Here is a 19,022-nt window from a genome sequence, read left to right on the forward strand (position 1 = left end):
TGTCCTTTCTGGCCCATTCGCGGGTAAACCCGCTCCCACAGGTACAGCACCGGCCATGATGCCAGCGCAACTCCTGTGGGAGCGGGTTTACCCGCGAAAAGGGCGGCTCGGTACTGCAGTGTAGACACTCACTCCCCACCCGGCGCCAGCAGCAGGTTCGGCGCCAGGCGATGGAACCCCTCCTCGTCCAGGCGGATGTCCAGCGCCAGGCTCGCCAGGTCGTCGGCCAGCGCTTCGGCGGCGGCGTCGTTCTCCAGGTAGCTCTGCTTCAAATAGCTCTGGCACCCCGGGCAACATTCGGCGCGCAGCGGCGCCTTGCCGGCGGCGTAGCGGTCGTCTTCGAAGTGGCTGTAGTGCAAGTCCTTGCTCGACTCGCAATACACGCACTTGACCCGCACCACATGCCATTCACAGGCACACAGCGAACAGGCCAGGTAGCGCAGGCCGTTGTGCTTGCCGCGGTTGCGCACCACCCCGGCCATGGCCGGCGAACCGCAGGCCGGGCATTGCGCCAGGCTGCCAGCGGGCTTGAGCTCGGGTTCGGGCAGCGCCAGCAACCAGCTCGACCAGGCCGCCTGCAACGCGGCGCCGATGAAGGGCACCAGCGCCGCCGGCAGCCCATCGTACTGGCCACCCAGCAAGGCGATGCCCCAGCCTTTGCGCTGGCTGTCGTCAGCCTCGCGCAGGGTTTGCAGCGCATCGGCCAAGGGGCCCTCGGCGTCGACCTTGAAATGCTCGAGCAGTGCCTGCAACCACGGCAGCCACGGCCCTTCGCGCACCAGGCTGTCAGCCGCCAGCGGCGGCAAGCCATGGCTTATGCACAGGCGCTGACGCTCTGCCGCCACCGGCAAGGCGCCGGGCGGGTTATCCACAAGCAACTGCTGGATCCGACAAAGCTGCGCAACCCATTGCAGGTACTCACCCAGGGCGTTGCCCTCGGCCAGGTACTGCAACCGCGCGGCCCGCAGTTCGAACAGGTTGGCGGGGGGCAGGTGCAGAAACGGCGGCATCACTGCCGACGCTTCGATCTGCCCGGGTTCGAGAATCGTGCTCAAACGGTCATCCTTCCTTACGGCCGTGATTGCTCGGCGTCTTGTCGCCGGTCACATCGCGGTACCAGAGTTCATGGTGCTTGCGTGCCCAGGCGCGGCTGACCCAGCCATGCAGCATGGCGCCGATCGAGCCCTTGATCCAGATCCCGGCATAGATATGCACGATGATGCTGAGGATCAGCACGAACGCCGCCAGGGCATGCAGCAGGGCCGACAGGCGTATGACGTCGATGCCGAACCAGTGGCTGAAGTACGCCCGCCAGATCACCACGCCGCTGATCAACAGCACCAGCATGCAGGCCAGCAGGGTCCAGAACAGCAGCTTCTGCCCGGCGTTGTACTTGCCCACCGGCGGTACGCCCTCTTCCTGGTTGAGCATCACCCGGTCGACGCGGCGCAGCCACAGGCGGTCGTTGGCGGTGATGAAGTTGGCGCGCCAGAAGCGCAGCACCAGCCCGATGAAGAACACGAACATCGCCACGCCGATGAACGGGTGCAGGATCCGCGTCCACGGCCCGCCGCCGAACAGGTGGCTGAGCCAGAACAGCGCCGGGTGGAACAGCGCCAGCCCCGACAGGCCGGCCAGCACGAACAGGATCGCCACCACCCAGTGGTTGCTGCGTTCGTTGGCGTTGTAGCGCAGGATCGGTTTGTCGTCGTTCATGGCCGCTGCTCCCCTTGGCCGCCGGGGCGGTTCGGATCATAGACATGCACCGCCGGATCCACCTGATGGACCGTGTTATCCACAGGCGCCGGGTGTTCGTCCTCCTCGACTCGCTGCGGCCCGACGCGCACGTAGTGGAAGAACCCGGCCAGCACCGCTGCGCCCATGGCCAGCAGCGCCAGGGGTTTGCTGAAGCCCTTCCACAGCCCCACCAGCGGGCTGATCACCGGCTGGTCCGGCAGGCCGGCGTAGATCCGTGGCGTGTCGGCATGGTGCAGCACATACATCACGTGGGTGCCGCCGACGCCATCCGGGTCGTACAGCCCGGCGTTCTCAAAGCCGCGCGACTTCAGGTCGACGATGCGCTCGTCGGCATGCACCTTCATCTCTTCCTTGCTGCCGAAGACGATCGCCCCGGTGGGGCAGGTCTTCACGCAGGCTGGCTCCAGGCCCACGCTGACGCGGTCTGAACACAGGGTGCACTTGTACGCCTTGTGGTCCTTCTGCGAGATGCGCGGGATGTTGAACGGGCAGCCGGTGATGCAGTAGCCGCAGCCGATGCAGTGGTCCTGGTTGAAGTCGACGATGCCGTTGGCGTGCTTGATGATCGCCCCCGGGCTCGGGCAGGCCTTCAGGCAACCGGGGTCGGCGCAGTGCATGCAGCCGTCCTTGCGGATCAGCCACTCCAGGTTGCCATCGTCGCGCTCGTGCTCGGTGAAGCGCATCAGGGTCCAGGTTTCGGCGGACAGGTCCTGTGGGTTGTCGTAGGTGCCGTGGTTGTGGCCCACCTCGTCACGCAGTTCGTTCCACTCCGAGCACGCCACCTGGCAGGCCTTGCAGCCGATGCACTTGGTGGTGTCGATCAGCTTGGCGACTTCCTGCTGCTGGCGTACCGAGGGCGGCACGGTGGTGGTGGCGGAGCGGGCAATGATGTCTTGGCTGGCCATCAGAGTTTCTCCACTTTGACGAGGAACGACTTGGACTCCGGCGTCTGGGTGTTGCCATCACCGAGGAACGGCACCAGGGTGTTGGTCAGGTAGCCGTGCCGCGTGCTGCCGGTGAAGCCCCAGTGCAGCGGGATGCCGATCTGGTGCACGGTCTGGTTGTTGACCTGCAGCGGGCGGATCCGCTTGGTCACCACCGCCACCGCGTCGATATGCCCGCGCTTGCTCGACACCCGCACCCGGTCGCCGGCCTTGATGCCCTTCTCGTTGGCCAGTACTTCGCCGATTTCGACGAACTGCTCGGGCTGGGCGATGGCGTTGAGCCGGCAATGCTTGCTCCAGAAGTGGAAGTGCTCGGTCAGCCGGTAGGTGGTCGCCGCATAAGGGAACTCATCGTGGGTGCCGAGGGTGTCCCACACCGAATCGAAGATGCGCCCGGCCGGGTTGCTGGTGGCCTTCTTGTTCTGCGGGTGCAGCGGGTTGATCCCGATCGGCGTCTCGAACGGCTCGTAGTGCTCGGGGAACGGCCCCTCGGCCATCTTGTCGATGGCGAAGAACCGGGCCACGCCCTCGGGGTTCATGATGAACGGGTTCATCCCCGCTTCCGGTGGCGAATCGACCTTGAAGTCCGGCACGTCGGTGCCGGTCCAGGCCTTGCCGTTCCACCACACCAGGCGTTTTTTCTCCGGGTCCCACGGCTTGCCTTGCGGGTCGCTGGAGGCGCGGTTGTAGAGGATGCGCCGGTTGGCCGGCCAGGCCCAGGCCCAGTTCTGCACCTGGTGCATGCCGTACGGGTCGCTGTTGTCGCGGCGGGCCATCTGGTTGCCCTGCTCGGTCCAGCTGCCGGCGAAGATCCAGCACCCGGAGGCGGTGCTGCCGTCGTCCTTCATCTGGGCGAAGCCGGCCAGCTGTTGCCCGGCCTTGAGCGTGGCGCCGCTGGCGTCGGTAAGGTCGCTGACCGCCCAGCCGTTCATCTCCTTGGCCAGTTCCTCGGGGGATGGCTCCTCAGGGACCTTGTAGGGCCAACTGATGTTGAGCATCGCGTCGGGGTAAGCGCCGCCCTCGGCCTGGTAACGCTTGCGCAGGCGCAGGAACAGTTCGCTCATGATGTGCACGTCGGTGCGGGTTTCGCCCGGGCCGTCGGCGCCCTTCCAGTGCCATTGCAGCCAGCGGCTGCTGTTGACCAGCGAGCCATCTTCCTCGGCGAAGCAGGTGGTGGGCAGGCGGATCACCTCGGTCTGGATGTTGGCCGTGTCGACGTCGTTAAACGGGCCGGCGTTGCGCCAGAACTCGGAGGTTTCGGTGGCCAGCGGGTCCATGATCACCAGCCACTTGAGCTTGGCCAGTGCGGCGGTGACGCGGTTCTTGTCCGGCAGCGCGGCAATCGGGTTGAAGCCCTGGCACATGTAGCCGTTGACCTTGCCCTGGCCCATCATCTCGAACATGCGCAGCACGTCATAAGCCGGTACGTCGAGCTTGGGCAGCCAGTCGTAGCCCCAGTTGTTTTCGGCGGTGGCATTGGCGCCGTACCAGGCCTTCATCAGGCTGACGTGGAACTTGCCGTAGTTCTGCCAGTACGACAGCTGCCCGGGGCGCAGCGGTTTGGAGGCGCGCTTGTCGATGTAGCTGGCGTAGTCCTGCTCGGCGTCGCCGGCCAGGGTGAGGTAGCCCGGCAGCGAGTTCGACAGCAGGCCCAGGTCGGTCAGGCCCTGGATGTTGGAGTGCCCGCGCAGGGCGTTGACCCCGCCACCCGGCATGCCGACGTTGCCCAGCAGCAACTGCACCATGGCCGCACTGCGGATGATCTGCGCACCGATGGAGTGCTGGGTCCAGCCCAGGGCGTAGAGGATCGTCATGGTCTTGCCCGGCACCGAGCAGGTGGCGATCTCTTCCCAGACTTTCATCATCTGGTCCTGGGGCATGCCGCAGGTCATGCTCGCCAGCTCCGGCGTGTAGCGGCTGTAGTGCTGCTTCATCAGCTGGTAGACGCAACGCGGATGCTGCAGGGTCGGGTCGACCTTGGCAAAGCCATCCTCGCCCAGCTCGTAGCCCCAGCCGGACTTGTCGGCGTACACGCGCTTGGCCGCGTCGTAGCCGCTGAACAGCCCGTCCTCGAAGCCATAGTTCTCTTTGACGATGAACGACACGTCGGTGTAGTTGCGCACGTACTCGTGCTGGATCTTGTCGTTGCTCAGCAGGTAGTTGATCAGCCCGCCCATGAAGGCGATGTCGCTGCCGGTGCGAATCGGCGCGTAGTAATCGGCTACCGAAGCGGTACGGGTAAACCGCGGGTCGACCACGATCAGCCGCGCCTTGTTGTGCGCCTTGGCCTCGGTCACCCACTTGAAGCCGCACGGGTGCGCTTCAGCGGCGTTGCCGCCCATCACCAGGACCAGGTTTGCGTTGGCGATGTCAGACCAGTGATTGGTCATCGCGCCACGGCCGTACGTCGGGGCAAGACTTGCCACCGTCGGGCCGTGTCAGACACGCGCCTGGTTATCGAACCCCAGCATGCCGGTCGAACGGATCACCTTGTGCGTCAGGTAGCCCGCTTCGCTGGAAGCGGCGGACGCAGCGAGGAAGCCCGTGGTGAGCCAACGGTTGACCGTCTGGCCCTGGGCGTTCTTCTCGATGAAGTTGGCATCGCGGTCCTTTTTCATCAGGTCGGCGATGCGGTCGAGGGCTTCGTCCCACTCGATGCGGGTCCATTCCTTGCTGCCCGGCTTGCGGATCTCGGGGTACTTGAGGCGGCTCGGGCTGTGGATAAAGTCCAGCAGGCCCGCGCCTTTGGGGCACAGGGTGCCGCGGTTGACCGGGTGGTCCGCGTCGCCCTCGATGTGGATGATGCTTTGTTTGACGTTTTTGCCCGCATCGCCCTGGCTGTACATGATCAGGCCGCAGCCGACCGAGCAGTAGGGGCAGGTGTTACGGGTTTCTTTGGTGTGCGCCAGCTTGAAGTGGCGTATCTGCTCGGCAAATGCGGGGGTTGGGGCCATGCCCAACGCCGCAAGGCTCGAGCCTCCAAGGCCGACGGCGGCGACCTTGAAGAATTGCCGACGGTTGAGGTCCATCGTGCACTCCTGATCAGGTTCTCGGGCGCGCGGGACATGGCCGGCGCCTCAGGGACTTCACGGTGGCGGCACACAGAGGCCGCCAACGGTTAAGACTAGCCAAGAATCAGGGAAGTGCGCTGACCTGGGTCAATACCCCGTAGGAAACAGCGTGCGGTCCTGTGGGAACCTGTTGGTCTCAGCTGGCGACACCGCTTTTCGGGCCGCTGGCGATCAGCGCCGCGCCGCAGGCGGTCTTGTGGCCATCGAGGGCGACCGGGGTGCCGTCGACGTTGTAGGTGGCGCTGCCTTCGACGATGGGGAACACGCCCTTGCACAGCGGGCAGCTGACCATGTGCCCGACACCGGCGATGGGCTTGCCGTTGACGTTGGTGTTGCCGAAGGAGCCGAGTACCTTGCCACCGTGGGTGGTGGAATCGCCGAGGCGGATGATGTCTTTCATGGGGAGAACTCCGTGTCAGTAAGGTGGCGTCGATGCCGGTGGCGTAAGCCTAACATGGTGGGGCGGTTGTAATGCAGGCCGGTCTCATGATCGTGGCACTGCACCCGGAAGCGGATCGGGCTGTTGCGCAGCGATTGGGCGACGGGCACAAAACTACCCGGTTCATAAAGGTACTGCTGCGGCGAGCTTTCCCAGGCGAGGATATCGCCGTCTCAACCGTACAGGGTGTAGCCGCAGCCCAGTTTCAGACTGGCACACGGGGTAACCTAATGGGGCGCAGCGCAGCTCAGAACTTCGTAGCTATAGCCGACTAGAACAGTGTCAAAAAATATTCAAGCAACTCCGAGCCTCTCCTTGGCCTGAGTAACGACACCTCTAAGTACATTGGTATCGCCGCTAGACATGTTTAAACCTTTTATACCAGCCATCAGATCAACCGAGCGATTTAATCCATCAAGCATAAACCCAATCTTCCCAGCATCATCTACCTCCTTAAACTCATAAAACGGCAAGCGCACGCGCACCTCAATAACACTTCGCTGCTTATGGTAGCGACTGACTTCGGGATAGCCATCCATAGCATCATCCGGCATCATTATAGAAATATAACTCCAAGTTCCCGCACCGCACTCAAGAGAAATATCACTTAGGAGATCAGACATAACAGCCGCAACCTTTCTCCGAGCGACCTGCGCACCCGACCCAACTAAAATATCCTGTTCACTCGAAGAATGGAAAATCATGAAAACCCCTAATAATAATTCCTGTTAAGCGGCATTCTTTACTGCCATGCGCTGCTTTGGTTCCAGTGACTGCCGACACGCGGATCATCCTGATGATGCGCAGTGGAGTGTTTGTGCAGACGGCGACCCAGGGCCCAAGCTCCGAACCCATCCCTCATAGATGTTATTCAAACCGCACCAAGCATGGAAATTTCCTTGTTGGCAATAAACACCTCATCACTCAGCAAGCTCAGGGCAATACAAAACCTGTGCGTAGACTGGATGTAAATCAAGTCACCCTGCCGCTTTATATCCACAAACGGATTAGATGTCGTCGAGAACAAAAACCACTCTATATTATTGTCTTTATCCGTTCGCGCAATAAACCCCTCATTGCCCATCTCGCCCTCACCGCAAAAAATTACTCGCCCATCTTCCAGCAAGAACTTATTGTACACCTGCACTTCTGACCAAACATCGTCATCGCCAAGCATCTCATCAAGCTCGGCCTCACCCTCATATGAGATTCTATATTCTTTGCCAAAAGCGTGCGCAAGACCATCATTTTCAATAGAGTCAATATCTATATGTTTAACAGCGGCAGCCCCGCAATATAAAACGTCCAGACCTATTAGCTGGCCGGCCGCCCATCTGTCTTGTAGCTCTTTCATGCCACCCACATGAGCTCCCTGTTTTTTTGACCTACTATTTTATACCTGCCCGGCGCCTCACCTCAGATAATTTAAAAAAGAGAACAGATTTATTTTCTCCACCATAGCTTCTGTCTAGCCTGCTTATTTTTACCGGCGACTCGCGTAGGCCCGTCCACGAACCGACTATTGTCCGTCAGTTCTGCTCATTGGAAACCAATCGAATCAAGGAAAATTTTCCAGCCGAAACTTCCTGAGTTCTGTGGCCCCTTGGCCCCAAGCCGGCAGAAATTAGAATAAAAAACAAATCTCTCCCCTTTAATTTTTAGAAATCACTCCGCCCTCCAAAAACGTTTCCTTTTAAGCTTTTTACGGAGCACATCCAACTCCTCTCTACCACAGCACGCCTCAAACCTATCCGAAAGCTTACCTTTAATCTTCTCCAGCCTAGAAATCATTTGAGAGTCACATATAAACCTTGCAGTTTCCACGCGATAGTCCCTTTCATCATTCGCGGTAACTTCCTCACGCATATAGTAATGCAGCCCGATATTCCTTAACGAAATCAGGAGGTACTCCAACTCCCAAAGAATATCTACAGCCTCTTCACCAGAGATTGTTACATCTTGCTCTTCACGCAACTACTACCCCTCCCCACCGAGTTAAATTTTAATCCACTCTGAACCGCCGAAGCTATGCATCCCCCGGCCGCTCCCAAAACTCAATTTTATCCAACACCCTCTCCAGATCATCCATATCATCATCGCCTAGCGTATCATCGAATTTTGAAGAAATTATCATTCTCATTTTTGCCAGTCTGTCAGTCACCCGCTCGGAATCAACAAATTTCGTGATCGCCGCACAGTAATCTTCACAATCCGCGAGATCCGCAATTGAGCCACTTTCATAGTGCCGATTCAATCTTCCAAGCGACACCAAAATAAACTCTACCTCCCTCAATAAGGCGTCCACATCTTTTTTGCTCAGGGAAATTTCTTCATTTTCACTTCTCATAATCACTTCCTTTGCACCACTGTATGATTTTTCAGTTCAAGATCACCTTTGACCGTCAACTCTTTATATGACGGTGGGGATTGCCCACCCACTCCAGCCTACTATGTTCAACATCAGCTTCTATATAATCCCGAACTTTATTTCCCTTGAACTGATATTTTTCTGCACCTCAATTTTTGACAACGGCTTTTTACTGGCAGTCTCCAGATACACTCTATTATTGCCCTTCGCACGAATCCCCCTCCTCACATGCGCGGCCTGGCCACTTTTCGTCAGTTGCAGGTCGCTGCCGGCCAGGGCCTTGGACCTGCACTCAATGATCGAGCCAAGACGTAGGGAGTTAATTGTTTTAAATGGCACCCATAACTTATTTCCCCTGCGAAAAGCAATACCTCAACGAGTCAATTCAACACCTGACCAATCGATTTGTTTTTTGGCAAACGCACGATCAGCGCTTAACATTGATAGTTCACCAGCAAATACCGGATCCTCCTTCACCGCCGTTTCTTGAGCGGCGCTGAACACTACCGCCCCTGCACCACCAATGTTCTCCAAATGCATCTGAGCCACGTAGAAGTCATAAAAATCAATAACAGCCGCCTCCACACACTCCAAGCTCTCAAATCCACCCTCCTTGAAATACTGAGCAAGATCTGACAGAGCGTACAAGTACATATTTAGGAGAATGCTCTCGGCTTTAGCATCTTGCTCCTCAACAACCGTGCTTCGCATGGTTTTCTCTACCCCTTTGAGAGTGACTTTTTTGCCTTCCGCAAGCCACCTCCACGCCTGATCGAGCAAACCAGTAAATACGGTCGGAATTACGATACCTTTACCAACCAACAGCACCGTAAGGCGATCAAGTGATTTCAGCACAACATAAAGCCCAACCCGCTCATCATCACTCATATTCTCAACCTCTATCCCGCCTCAATGGCGACACAGGCTTGGCTCCATGCCCAATAATTGTTTCCTCGCAGTTCACGCATATTGGCCTGATGGCCGCAGTTTCCTGAACCGTCATATTATTTTGCTCTGCGGGCCTATTGATAATGCTGGCCTCCGCATGTCTGCCCGGCCCAGATTCATTGGCCATTGTAAGTGGCGTGATACAAAGCGATTCAGCCTTGGCTAGTTGGCGGTGATGACCTGGGTGATGCCGCTGGCGTTGTAGGTGGTGGTGGCGCTGCCTTGCAGCACCAACTCGGTCTTGGCGGTGAGCACAATGCGGTCTGCATTGGCGGTCACGTCGAGCTTGGCCAGCAGGTTGATTTTGTCCTTCAAAGCGCGGACGTCGATGTCGCCAGAGGCCGACACCAGCTTCCAGCCCAGGCTCTGCACGAAGAGGCGCATGCCTTGACTGGCGCTGGCCAACAGGCGCTTGCCGGCGGTCAGTGCCCGGTGCTGCTCAGGGCCAGGTGCGGCCAAGTGAAGCTCGGCTCAAGCAGAACTCAATTGCACTCTTGCTTTTCCAATCGCCTCCGTTAGCACATGAGAATCAGCGGCTGTTAGTTTCAGGCTTCTTATCTCACCAATCATAGCCACCGCACGATCTAACGCATCCAGCAACATATCCATCTGTCGAGTGCAGCTTGCATCCTTAAACTCATAAAATGGAATCTGCACGCGCGCCTCTACAGTTTTTCTAGCCTTGTGATAACGCTTAACTTCAGGATAATAAGCAATCAATTCATCAGGCATCAAAACTGCAATGAAAGTTAGTTTTTCGGCGCCACACTCAAGAACAACACCTTCCAGCGACTGCACCATAATCGGTTTTATTTTATTACGCGCAACATGCTCCGCATCACCCACAAGCGCATGTAACTCACTGGTCATCCCTAGCAACATACCCACCTCAATAGTCGCTCTCTGGTAGCAGAGGATCGCATCGATTGGTTACGGTTTGATCTCTTGTTGCCACAGCGGATTCTGATCGAAGTCGTACTCACGATCGCTCCAGTCGGGCTGGCGCAGCAAACGGATCGGGCTCCTGCGCAACGCCTGGGCGACCGGCACGAAACTCCCCGGCTTATACAGGTATACCCCGTGCGCCCGGCCTCGCCTTCCTCCTGCGGCGACGAGCTTTCCCAGGCGAAGGTATCTCGTGCCTACCGGAAAGGGTGAAGCCACAGCCCAGTTTCACACTGGCACGAGGGGGCGACCTAATGGGGCGCAGTGCAGTTCAGAGCTTCGTAGCTATAGCCGACCAAGCAGCACTGCCAAAGTACGCGATCGATAACACTAACACTCGGGTAAGTTACACCAATCAGGATTTGCCAATTAGGACAATAGCTCTGCTCGTGCTTTCTCAACTGCCTCTTTAAGCACACAGGTATCACCATGCGTAATTTTTAAACTTTTCAGCCCCTCCATCATATCTACAGAGCGAGACAATGCATCTAGCATCATACTTACCTGCCCCGGAACATCGGCCTCATTAAAATCATTAAGGGGAAGCTGCACACGAACTTCGATTACTTTTTTTGATTTATGGTATCGCCTGACCTCAGGATAGTCATCCACTCTATCATCAGGCATCAGTATTGAAATGAAGCTCCACCTATCAACCTCGCAATCAAGATTGACCTGCTCCAACAGACGCTCGATAACTGGCTCTATTTTATTTCTAGCAATAAATTCCGCATCCCCCACTAGGGCATGCTGCTCACTAGACATCCAAAAATTCATACCAACTCCTAGTAATCACTTTTGTTCAATGGTGGCCGTTTCCCTTCTGGGTGCGCCGCCTTGTAGGCCAGAATCTTCTGGTGTTGCCAAGCATGCATTTCCCTCTTTGTTCCCTTGGCCTCTTCCCGCATATAGACATTGTTATCTCGGAGGTATTCTTCGGTGTAACGGCGCTTACCCATAGTGGTCTCGCCATACTTCATGATTTCATTAGTATTTCTGTCACGCAACGTGTACCCAATTGCAGGCTTAGTCGAATTGAGACTATTCCCATGGGTACCATCCGATTCACACGGGCATGGCTTGGACGGATCTTTCCCCGCCGCAAACTTACCACCCGCCTGACGCGGTTGCCCTTTCCACAACCCTAATGGATCAATCCACTCAACAGGGTTCGGCGCATACGCAAACAGGTTCAAGCCACCGGTGTAACTGATCGGGTCCTGGTTGATGAACCGCCCAGCCCTCGGATCATAGTACCGATAGCGGTTGTAGTGCAGCCCCGTCTCATGGTCGTGGTACTGCCCCTGGAAGCGGATCGGGTTGCTCAGGCCAATCTGCTTGGCCCACTCCGAACGGGCTTCCTTGATCTCACCCCAGGCCTTGTACTGCGCCGTCCACGCCACTTCGCCAGTGTGGTCGGTCAGCTCCATCGGCGTGCCCAGGTGGTCGCACTGGTACCAGAGGATCGCATCGATCGGTTGCGGTTTGATCTCTTGTTGCCACAGCGGATCCTGATCGAAGTCGTACTCGCGATCGCTCCAGTTGGGCTCGCGCAGCAAGCGGATCGGGCTGTTGCGCAGTGCCTGGGCGACCGGCACGAAACTCCCCGGCTCATACAGGTAATGCACCGTGCGCCCGGTCTCGCCTTCGTCCTGCGGCGGCGAGCTTTCCCAGGCCAGGTTGTCGCCATCCCAACCGTACAGGGTGTAGCCGCAGCCCAGTTCACGCTGGCGCTTGGCGCGCTGCATCTGGTTCCAACCGCTGCCGGCACGTGGATCATCCTGATGGTGCGCGGTGGAGTGTTTGTGCAGGCGCCGGCCCAGGGCGTCGTAGCTGTACACCACGCTGAGCTTGCTGTCATCGAAGCGGCTCAGGCGGTCGAACAGGTCCCAACCGAGTCGGGCGTGTTCACCGTTGTGCAGCCGATGGACCAGGTTGCCGCGTTCGTCGTACTGGTAATGGGTCCCGGCGTATTCACGCAGCAGGTTGTCCATCAGCTTGTTACGGCGCGGATCGCTTTCCAGCGGACGGTTGAGCTCCTGGGTCTTGTCGTCCAGCACGTTGCCGGCCGGGTCGAAGGCGAAGGTCTCGACACCGAGGCGGCTGGTGGCTTGCAGCAGGCGCCCGACCGGGTCGTACCGATAGGCCAGGTGACCACGACGGGTATCGTGGATATCGGTCAGTTGACCCACGGCGTCGTACTGATACTGACGCTTGAGCAAGGTGGCCTAGCCGTCATGGCTACCCAGCAACTGCTCCTGCAGACGCCCCACTGGATCCCACGCCTGTGTCTGCATCAGTTGGTTGCCCTGATGGCGGACCACTTCACGGTGCAGGTCATCACGCTCGTAGGCCAGCAGTTCATGCTGGTCGAGGGTCATGCCCAGCACGTGACCGCTGCCGTAGGTGAGCACGCTGACCTTGTGCCCGTCCGGGCGGATGGTCGCGACGCGGTTGTTGAGCACGTCGTACTCGTGCTGCCACACCGCGACCATCGGTACCTCTGTACCGAGGTAGTACTGGGCTCGGGGAACACGTTGACGCTCTGGTTACCCGGGCTGGCGTCATGACCGAATTTGGTAGATGTCTTTAGGTCTATAACCTGGCTTTAGATTCAAGGGTTTTCTGACGCCGCTACCAAAGAACCTTAACCAGTTTTTCCCTGATTCCAAGGCCCTATCTGTCCAATAGTACCTATCAGTTATATAACTGACCCTACCGGCAACGTCTACTGCCCCCTTATGCGCTTTCTTTTTCAGTAATTTAGTCAAAATACGATCAATCTTACCTTCAGATCCAGACTTATCACCACTAAACGTAGAAAGCCCAATCGCATGCTCGTCATCGCGCCCATAAATAGCACTAACAAAACCAATCTTTTCGCAGCGTCCTACTGAGCCCTGAGGCCTACCTTCAAAGGCGAAATCTTTTCCATCACCGATAATTACATCCAATTGCCGAAAATTCTCATAATGCATGCTAGTTATTGAGGAAATGTTTTCAACAAGCAAATAAGGATTTTCGTACCCACATGAGATGTAGACATCAAGGCCCGACTCCTTTCTTAGTGCATCAAGCACACTCAGATACTCATCAAAAATCATGAAAATATTTTTTTCCACAGCTCACCTCAAGGGTAGGGCTTATTGCAATCACGAAACCGCACCTCATCAGGAAAATCTTTATCGGCCGTCTTCGCCCTTAGGTCTTCCATTGCCTCTTGCTCTTGCTTGATGGGTGTCACACCGTCCGTCTTCACTTTGCCCACGCCCCATGTATCAACTTACCACTCGCATCTCTAATGGTAAGATCGGGGCGACGCCCATCTTTATTTCCACCATGGGTGCGGATTAGTGTTTCACGTTCCAAATCACCACCCGCGATTACCGTACTGTCAACAGCCTCAGCTTCTAGCTCCCACGCCGCGTCAACTTAATTATGCAGCCTCTCACCGTTATCAGGCCCTGATCAATGCCATACGCCGGTTCACTCTAGCCCGGTTGGCGCAGCAGACCTTTCCCACAACCAAGCACCAAAGCTTACTCATTACAATAACTGCACTCACCCCTAATTGCGCACAATTCGTAATTTTCTGAAAATGCGCTCCTGATCGCAAGTAAGCTATCTTATCACCGGTCGCAGAGTGCACTCACTAAAAAATCTTAGCTAGCATTTTTAGGGCGGTATCCAGGATTCGCATTCCGGGATTTCCTTACCCCTGTATTGAAGAACAAATGCCAGTTTTTTCCAGATTTCAATGCCCCATCCGTCCAGTAATATCTATCATTTACATGTACCCCATCCCCCGCAGAGTTCACAACACCTTTATGCGCTATTTTCTTTAGCAACTTGGTTGTGATTCTACTAATTCTCTGTTCCGCCTCGGATTTATCGCCAGCGACTACTGATACCCCTATAGCATGCTCATCCTCACCGCCATAAACAACCCTGACAAAACCCACCTTATCTTGGCGACTCACTTCACCTTGCCGCACCCCTGCAAAGCCAAAATCTTTTTTGTCCCCAATCAGTACCATCATCTGAATAGAGTCTTCAAAATTCTTCTTGGTTATCGAGGAAATATCTTCAATCAGGGTAAATGGTTCAGAATAACTGCTTGATACGAACACATCATAGCCGGACTCATTCTTTAATTGCTCAAGCAGAACCAAGTACTCATCAAAATCCATGAAGACATTTTTTTCCACAACTCACCTCAAGGGCAGGGCTTATTATATGCACGGAACTGCATTTCATCAGGAGCATCCTCTTGGGACGTCTTAGTTTTTAGGTCTTCCATGGCCTTCTGTTCACGCGTTATAGGTGTTTCACCATCAGCTTTTACCTTACCAACGTTTCCGTATACCCGCTTACCATTTTCGTCGACATAAATAATATCGGGGCGCCGTCCATTTTTGTGACCACCTGGCGTATCGATTTTTCGTTCACTCAACACCCCTCCACCCGCAATTACCGTACCACCAGAAGCCTGCACCTCTTGCCCCCATGCTGCAATAACCTGGTTGTGCGGCCCTTCACCATTAGTTTTCGGCCCCCGCTTCGCCAACCCAAGCGGATCTATCCAGTCAACAGGGTTCGGCGTATACGCAAAGAGGTTCAACCCGCCAAAGTAGCTGATCGGATCTTGGTTGATGAACCGTCCAGCCTTCGGATCATAGTATCGATAGCGGTTGTAATGCAGCCCCGTCTCATGGTCGTGGTACTGCCCCTGGAAGCGGATCGGGTTGGTCATTCCAACTTGCCTGGCCCAGTCAGAGCGCGCCTCGCGCACTTCACCCCAGGCCTTGTACTGGCCGGCCCATGCGACTTCGCCGTTGTGGTCGGTAAGCTCCATCGGTGTGCCGAGGCGGTCACACTGGTACCAGGCGATTGCATCAATCGGATGCGGCTTCACCTCGTGCTGCCATAGCGGATCCTGATCGATGTCGTACTCGCGACCGTGCCAGTCTGGCTGGCGTAGCAGGCGAATCGGTGCCTTGCGCAGGGCTTGGGCGACTGGCACGAAACTGCCCGGCTCGTACAGGTAATGCACGGTCCGCCCGGTCTCGCCTTCATCCTGCGGCGGCGAGCTTTCCCAGGCGAGAGTGTCGCCTTCCCAACCATAGAGGGTGAAACCACAACCCAGCTCACGCTGACGCTTGGCCCGCTGCATTTGGTTCCAGCCACTGCCCGCATGCGGATCGTCTTGATGGTACGCGGTGGAGTTCTTGTGTAGTCGACGACCCAAGGCGTCGTAGCTGTACACCACGCTGAGCTTGCCATCGTCGAAGCGCGCCAAGCGATCGAACAGGTCCCAACTGAGCCGGGCCTGTTCGCCGTTGTGCAGGCGATGGATCAGGTTGCCACGTTCGTCGTACTGGTAATGGGTCCCGGCGTATTCACGCAGCAAGTTGTCCATCAGCTTGTTGCGAAGCGGGTCGCTTTCCAATGGACGGTTCAGTTCCTGTGTCTTGTCGTCCAGCAGGTTGCCTGCCGGGTCGAAGGCGAACGTCTCCACGCCCAGGCGGCTGGTGGCTTGCAGTAGGCGGCCAACCGGATCGTACTGATAGACCAGATGGCCACGGCGACTGTCCTGGATATCGGTCAGCTGGCCAACCGCATCGTACTGATACTGGCGCTTGAGCAGCGTGGACTTGCCGTCATGGCTGCCCAACAGTTGCTCCTGCAGGCGACCCGCAGGGTCCCACGTCTGCGTCTGCGCCAGCTGGTTACCCTGATGCCGGACCACTTCACGGTGCAGATCATCGCGCTCGTAGGCCAGCAGTTCATGCTGGTCAATGGTCATGCCCAGCAAATGGCCGCTGCCGTAGGTGAGCACACTGACCTTGTGCCCGTCGGGGCGAATAGTCGCAATGTGCTGGTTCAGCACGTCGTACTCGTACTTCCACACCGCAACCATCGGCACATCGGTCTTGAGGTAGTACTGATGTTCGCGGATCAGGTTACCGGCTTCATCACGGAACCATTGCAGCTTGCTGTCGGCGTTGATGGCCTGGATCAGGTTGCCATTGCCGTCATAGGCGAAGCTCTCTTCCTGGCATTGGCTGCCCTGAGTGGCTGTACGTGAAGCCAAACGGCCTGCTGCATCATAGGTGTGGTCAACCCGCCGTTGGCCGACGTGGGAACTGGTCAGACGGCCGCTGTCCGGGTCGTATTGATAACGCGACACCAGGCCGTCGAAGCCCTTCTCCTCCAACAGGCGGCCTACCGGGTCATAAAGGAAGGTGGCCTTGCTTTCGTTCTCGTTCTCCAGCCCGATCAAGCGGCCCAGCTTGTCCCAGCGATAACGCAGCGTGTGTTCGTTGGCATCCACACGCTCGGCCAGTTTGCCCACTGTGTTGTAGGACCAGGTGGTGCAGCGGTCCAGCGCATCCGCGTGGGCCAGCAGGCGGCCTTCGGCATCGCGCTCGAAGCGCTCTTCGGTGTTGTCCGGATGAATGACTCTCGCCAGCTGGCCGGCTTTGTATTCATAGGCGGTCTTGCTGCCGGCAGCATCGGTGAACAGCACCAGACGGCCGAGATCGTCGTATTCCCACTGGCTGGTCTTGCCTGAGCAGTCGGTGTACTCGACCAACTGATCGGCTGCGTTGTACGCCAGCTTCTTTTCGTTGCCAGCTGCATCCTTGATCGCCTTGACCAGACCAGAAGGCGTGTAGGCGTACTCGGTCTTGTTGCCCAGCGGATCGGTGGCTTCGATCAGATTGCCCTTGAGATCGTAATCGCTCAGCCATAGACCGCCTTCAGCATCGCGGATCTTGATCGGGCGCCGCTTGGCATCCCGGGCAATATGGACCTGGCTGTGATCGGCGCGGATATGGCGCACGACACTGCCCTGTTCGTCATAGTCGTAGCGGTCCTCACTGCCGTCAGCATGTACATGGCGTACCACGTTCTTGCGCTCGTCACGGAAAATCCACTCCGAGCGCTCGTCAGGATGCCGCACACGGTACAGGTGGCCGAGAATGTCGTAGTAGTACCAAGTCTCCTGGCCGTGGGCGTCGGTGACATAGGTCAGGCGAATGTTTTCGTCCCACTCGAGACGCGTGTCGTAGCTGCCATCGTCGGCCCACTCGCGGATGGCCTTGGCGTGGGCGCTGCTACCGTTCCACTCCAGATTCATGCCACGACCAGTGCGGTCGGTGTAACGGGTTACCAAGTGATTCTGGTACTGGTAGTGCCAGGCGGCACCGTTTTCATCCTGGGCGGCGATCAGATCGCCTTGTTCGTCGTAGTGGTAGGCGCACAGCTGGCGCAGCGGCTGGCCGTCACGCATTTCCCACAGACCAGTGATGTGGCCGTGGTCGTCGATCTGGGTGCCGAGGTGGCGCAGCACATCCTTCACGTCACCCTGGAAGGTGATGATGTCGGACAGCACCGGGCGGCCATCATGGCGATGCTCGTAATGCAGCATGCAGCCGGCATCGTTCTGCAGCATGATCTTGTGCAGGTAATAGTGATCCCCGACCCGTAGGTAGTACTCCTTGCGATCAAATCCGCGGCAGATCACCAGCTCGTTATCACGGCTGCGCACCAGCAACAGATCTTCGATGGCGTTGTACAACGCCTTCTCTACCTTGGGTGTTTCAAACGAGTGGCTGCGCCCATCGTAGTCGTGGAACAGCAACCCCGTGCCCACGACATCAATTCGCGTGCTAAACGGGGTGACCCAACGCGCCCCCAGGCAACTTTGGTCGTATTCGGCCAGACGCGAGTGGTAGATGCGCTGCCACTCGATGGGGAAGGCTCCAGGCAAGCTGAAGTCAGTGTGGATGATAAATTCCGACCCAAGAGCAAAGCTGATGCTGCGGCCCGTGGTGGGCTTGGGGGTTGGCCTCGGTATTGGGCAACTTCCCTGGACAGGACTCGGCGTCTGCTCAGCCGGCGCCTGCTTGCCACTGACCGCCAACTCCCCCTTACCCTTCTCCCGCTCCACCTGCGTGGTGGTCCCCGGCTTGCTCACCCCCGGCTGCCCATTCTTGTTGCGCTTGCGGAACCCCTTCACCGCCCCGCCCAGCACGTTGAGCATCCAACCGATGCTCATCTGCGTGCCCGGGTCGGCCAGCTTGTTCAACTGCCGGGCCATCTCTGGGCCCAAGGCACGCAGCTGGCCGGTGTTGGCCAGCACCTTGGTCTTGATTTCGTCCGGAAGCAGCTTGCTGGTGGCACTGTTGGCCAGGCCCTTGCCGGCAGCCTTGTAGGCGCTGTGCACCGCGCCGAAGAAGTTGCTGAACGCCTCCTTCGGATCGTTGAGCAGCTTGTCGGCGGCAGCCGACGCCTGCTTGCTCGCCTTCGACATGTCGCCCTTGGCGTCCAGCTGGCCCAGGGTGACCTTCTCCAGCCCCGTGGCGATCTCGCCGGTCATCTTGGTGCCGAACGCACCGGCGTCGGCGAGGATCTCGGCAATTTTCGGCTGGGCCTGCTTGACGAAGTCATCGATGGTCCCGGCGATGTTCGCATTGAGATGCCCGATCAACACCGTGATCAGCGAGTCGCCCAGCAGCATCTTGGCGCTGTTGCGCAGCTCCTGA

At 57.6% G+C, this 19,022-nt stretch carries 15 protein-coding genes and 3 pseudogenes; all 18 read right to left on the reverse strand.

Annotated features, from left to right (window positions below; genetic code table 11):
* Window positions 1-128: 128 nt before the first annotated feature.
* Window positions 129-1,055 (reverse strand): formate dehydrogenase accessory protein FdhE, encoded by a 927-nt coding sequence (gene fdhE / locus ACQ4N9_RS06940; protein ID WP_390966591.1) that lies wholly within the window; start codon window positions 1,053-1,055, stop codon window positions 129-131.
* A 4-nt stretch (window positions 1,056-1,059) separates the two neighbouring features.
* Window positions 1,060-1,716: a formate dehydrogenase subunit gamma gene (locus ACQ4N9_RS06945; RefSeq protein ID WP_390966589.1), complete on the reverse strand. Its 657-nt coding sequence runs from the start codon at window positions 1,714-1,716 to the stop codon at window positions 1,060-1,062.
* Window positions 1,713-2,663, reverse strand: a complete 951-nt coding sequence (gene fdxH, locus ACQ4N9_RS06950; RefSeq protein ID WP_322359858.1) for a formate dehydrogenase subunit beta — start codon at window positions 2,661-2,663, stop codon at window positions 1,713-1,715. Before fdxH ends, ACQ4N9_RS06945 begins: the two co-directional genes overlap by 4 nt.
* Complete coding sequence (gene fdnG, locus ACQ4N9_RS06955; RefSeq protein WP_145964609.1) at window positions 2,663-5,731, reverse strand: formate dehydrogenase-N subunit alpha; 3,069 nt, start codon at window positions 5,729-5,731, stop codon at window positions 2,663-2,665. Before fdnG ends, fdxH begins: the two co-directional genes overlap by 1 nt.
* Before the next feature lie 178 nt (window positions 5,732-5,909).
* On the reverse strand, window positions 5,910-6,173 hold the full coding sequence (locus ACQ4N9_RS06960; RefSeq protein WP_011531938.1) for a PAAR domain-containing protein: 264 nt from the start codon (window positions 6,171-6,173) through the stop codon (window positions 5,910-5,912).
* Window positions 6,174-6,505: 332 nt separating this feature from the next.
* Window positions 6,506-6,916, reverse strand: a complete 411-nt coding sequence (locus ACQ4N9_RS06965; RefSeq protein WP_390966586.1) for a hypothetical protein — start codon at window positions 6,914-6,916, stop codon at window positions 6,506-6,508.
* Window positions 6,917-7,083: 167 nt separating this feature from the next.
* Entirely contained in the window at window positions 7,084-7,566 is a 483-nt protein-coding gene (locus ACQ4N9_RS06970; protein WP_390966585.1) for a hypothetical protein, read from the reverse strand.
* A gap of 311 nt (window positions 7,567-7,877) precedes the next feature.
* On the reverse strand, window positions 7,878-8,186 hold the full coding sequence (locus ACQ4N9_RS06975; RefSeq protein ID WP_390966583.1) for a hypothetical protein: 309 nt from the start codon (window positions 8,184-8,186) through the stop codon (window positions 7,878-7,880).
* A gap of 52 nt (window positions 8,187-8,238) precedes the next feature.
* Window positions 8,239-8,559: a hypothetical protein gene (locus tag ACQ4N9_RS06980; RefSeq protein ID WP_390966581.1), complete on the reverse strand. Its 321-nt coding sequence runs from the start codon at window positions 8,557-8,559 to the stop codon at window positions 8,239-8,241.
* 393 nt (window positions 8,560-8,952) lie between these two features.
* A complete protein-coding gene (locus ACQ4N9_RS06985) occupies window positions 8,953-9,468 on the reverse strand; it encodes a hypothetical protein (protein ID WP_390966579.1) in 516 nt (171 codons plus the stop codon).
* Between the two features lie 225 nt (window positions 9,469-9,693).
* Window positions 9,694-9,989: pseudogene (locus tag ACQ4N9_RS06990) on the reverse strand (DUF2345 domain-containing protein); the annotation flags it as partial.
* A gap of 10 nt (window positions 9,990-9,999) precedes the next feature.
* The gene (locus ACQ4N9_RS06995) at window positions 10,000-10,410 is read right to left on the reverse strand and encodes a hypothetical protein (RefSeq protein WP_390966577.1); all 411 of its coding nucleotides are present in this window, start codon (window positions 10,408-10,410) and stop codon (window positions 10,000-10,002) included.
* Window positions 10,411-10,461: 51 nt separating this feature from the next.
* Window positions 10,462-10,702 (reverse strand): annotated as a pseudogene (locus ACQ4N9_RS07000) (hypothetical protein); the annotation flags it as partial.
* A gap of 140 nt (window positions 10,703-10,842) precedes the next feature.
* Window positions 10,843-11,250, reverse strand: coding sequence for a hypothetical protein (locus tag ACQ4N9_RS07005; protein ID WP_390966575.1), 408 nt, complete (start codon window positions 11,248-11,250; stop codon window positions 10,843-10,845).
* Between the two features lie 362 nt (window positions 11,251-11,612).
* Window positions 11,613-12,995 (reverse strand): annotated as a pseudogene (locus ACQ4N9_RS07010) (RHS repeat-associated core domain-containing protein); the annotation flags it as partial.
* A 42-nt stretch (window positions 12,996-13,037) separates the two neighbouring features.
* A complete protein-coding gene (locus ACQ4N9_RS07015) occupies window positions 13,038-13,595 on the reverse strand; it encodes a hypothetical protein (protein ID WP_390966573.1) in 558 nt (185 codons plus the stop codon).
* A gap of 540 nt (window positions 13,596-14,135) precedes the next feature.
* Window positions 14,136-14,681: a hypothetical protein gene (locus ACQ4N9_RS07020; RefSeq protein WP_430932498.1), complete on the reverse strand. Its 546-nt coding sequence runs from the start codon at window positions 14,679-14,681 to the stop codon at window positions 14,136-14,138.
* A gap of 8 nt (window positions 14,682-14,689) precedes the next feature.
* On the reverse strand, window positions 14,690-19,022 hold a 4,333-nt coding region (locus tag ACQ4N9_RS07025), incomplete at its 5' end, for an RHS repeat-associated core domain-containing protein (RefSeq protein WP_430932500.1).

Origin of the sequence: Pseudomonas sp. ES1 (assembly GCF_050586605.1) — a bacterium.
Lineage (GTDB): Bacteria > Pseudomonadota > Gammaproteobacteria > Pseudomonadales > Pseudomonadaceae > Aquipseudomonas > Aquipseudomonas sichuanensis.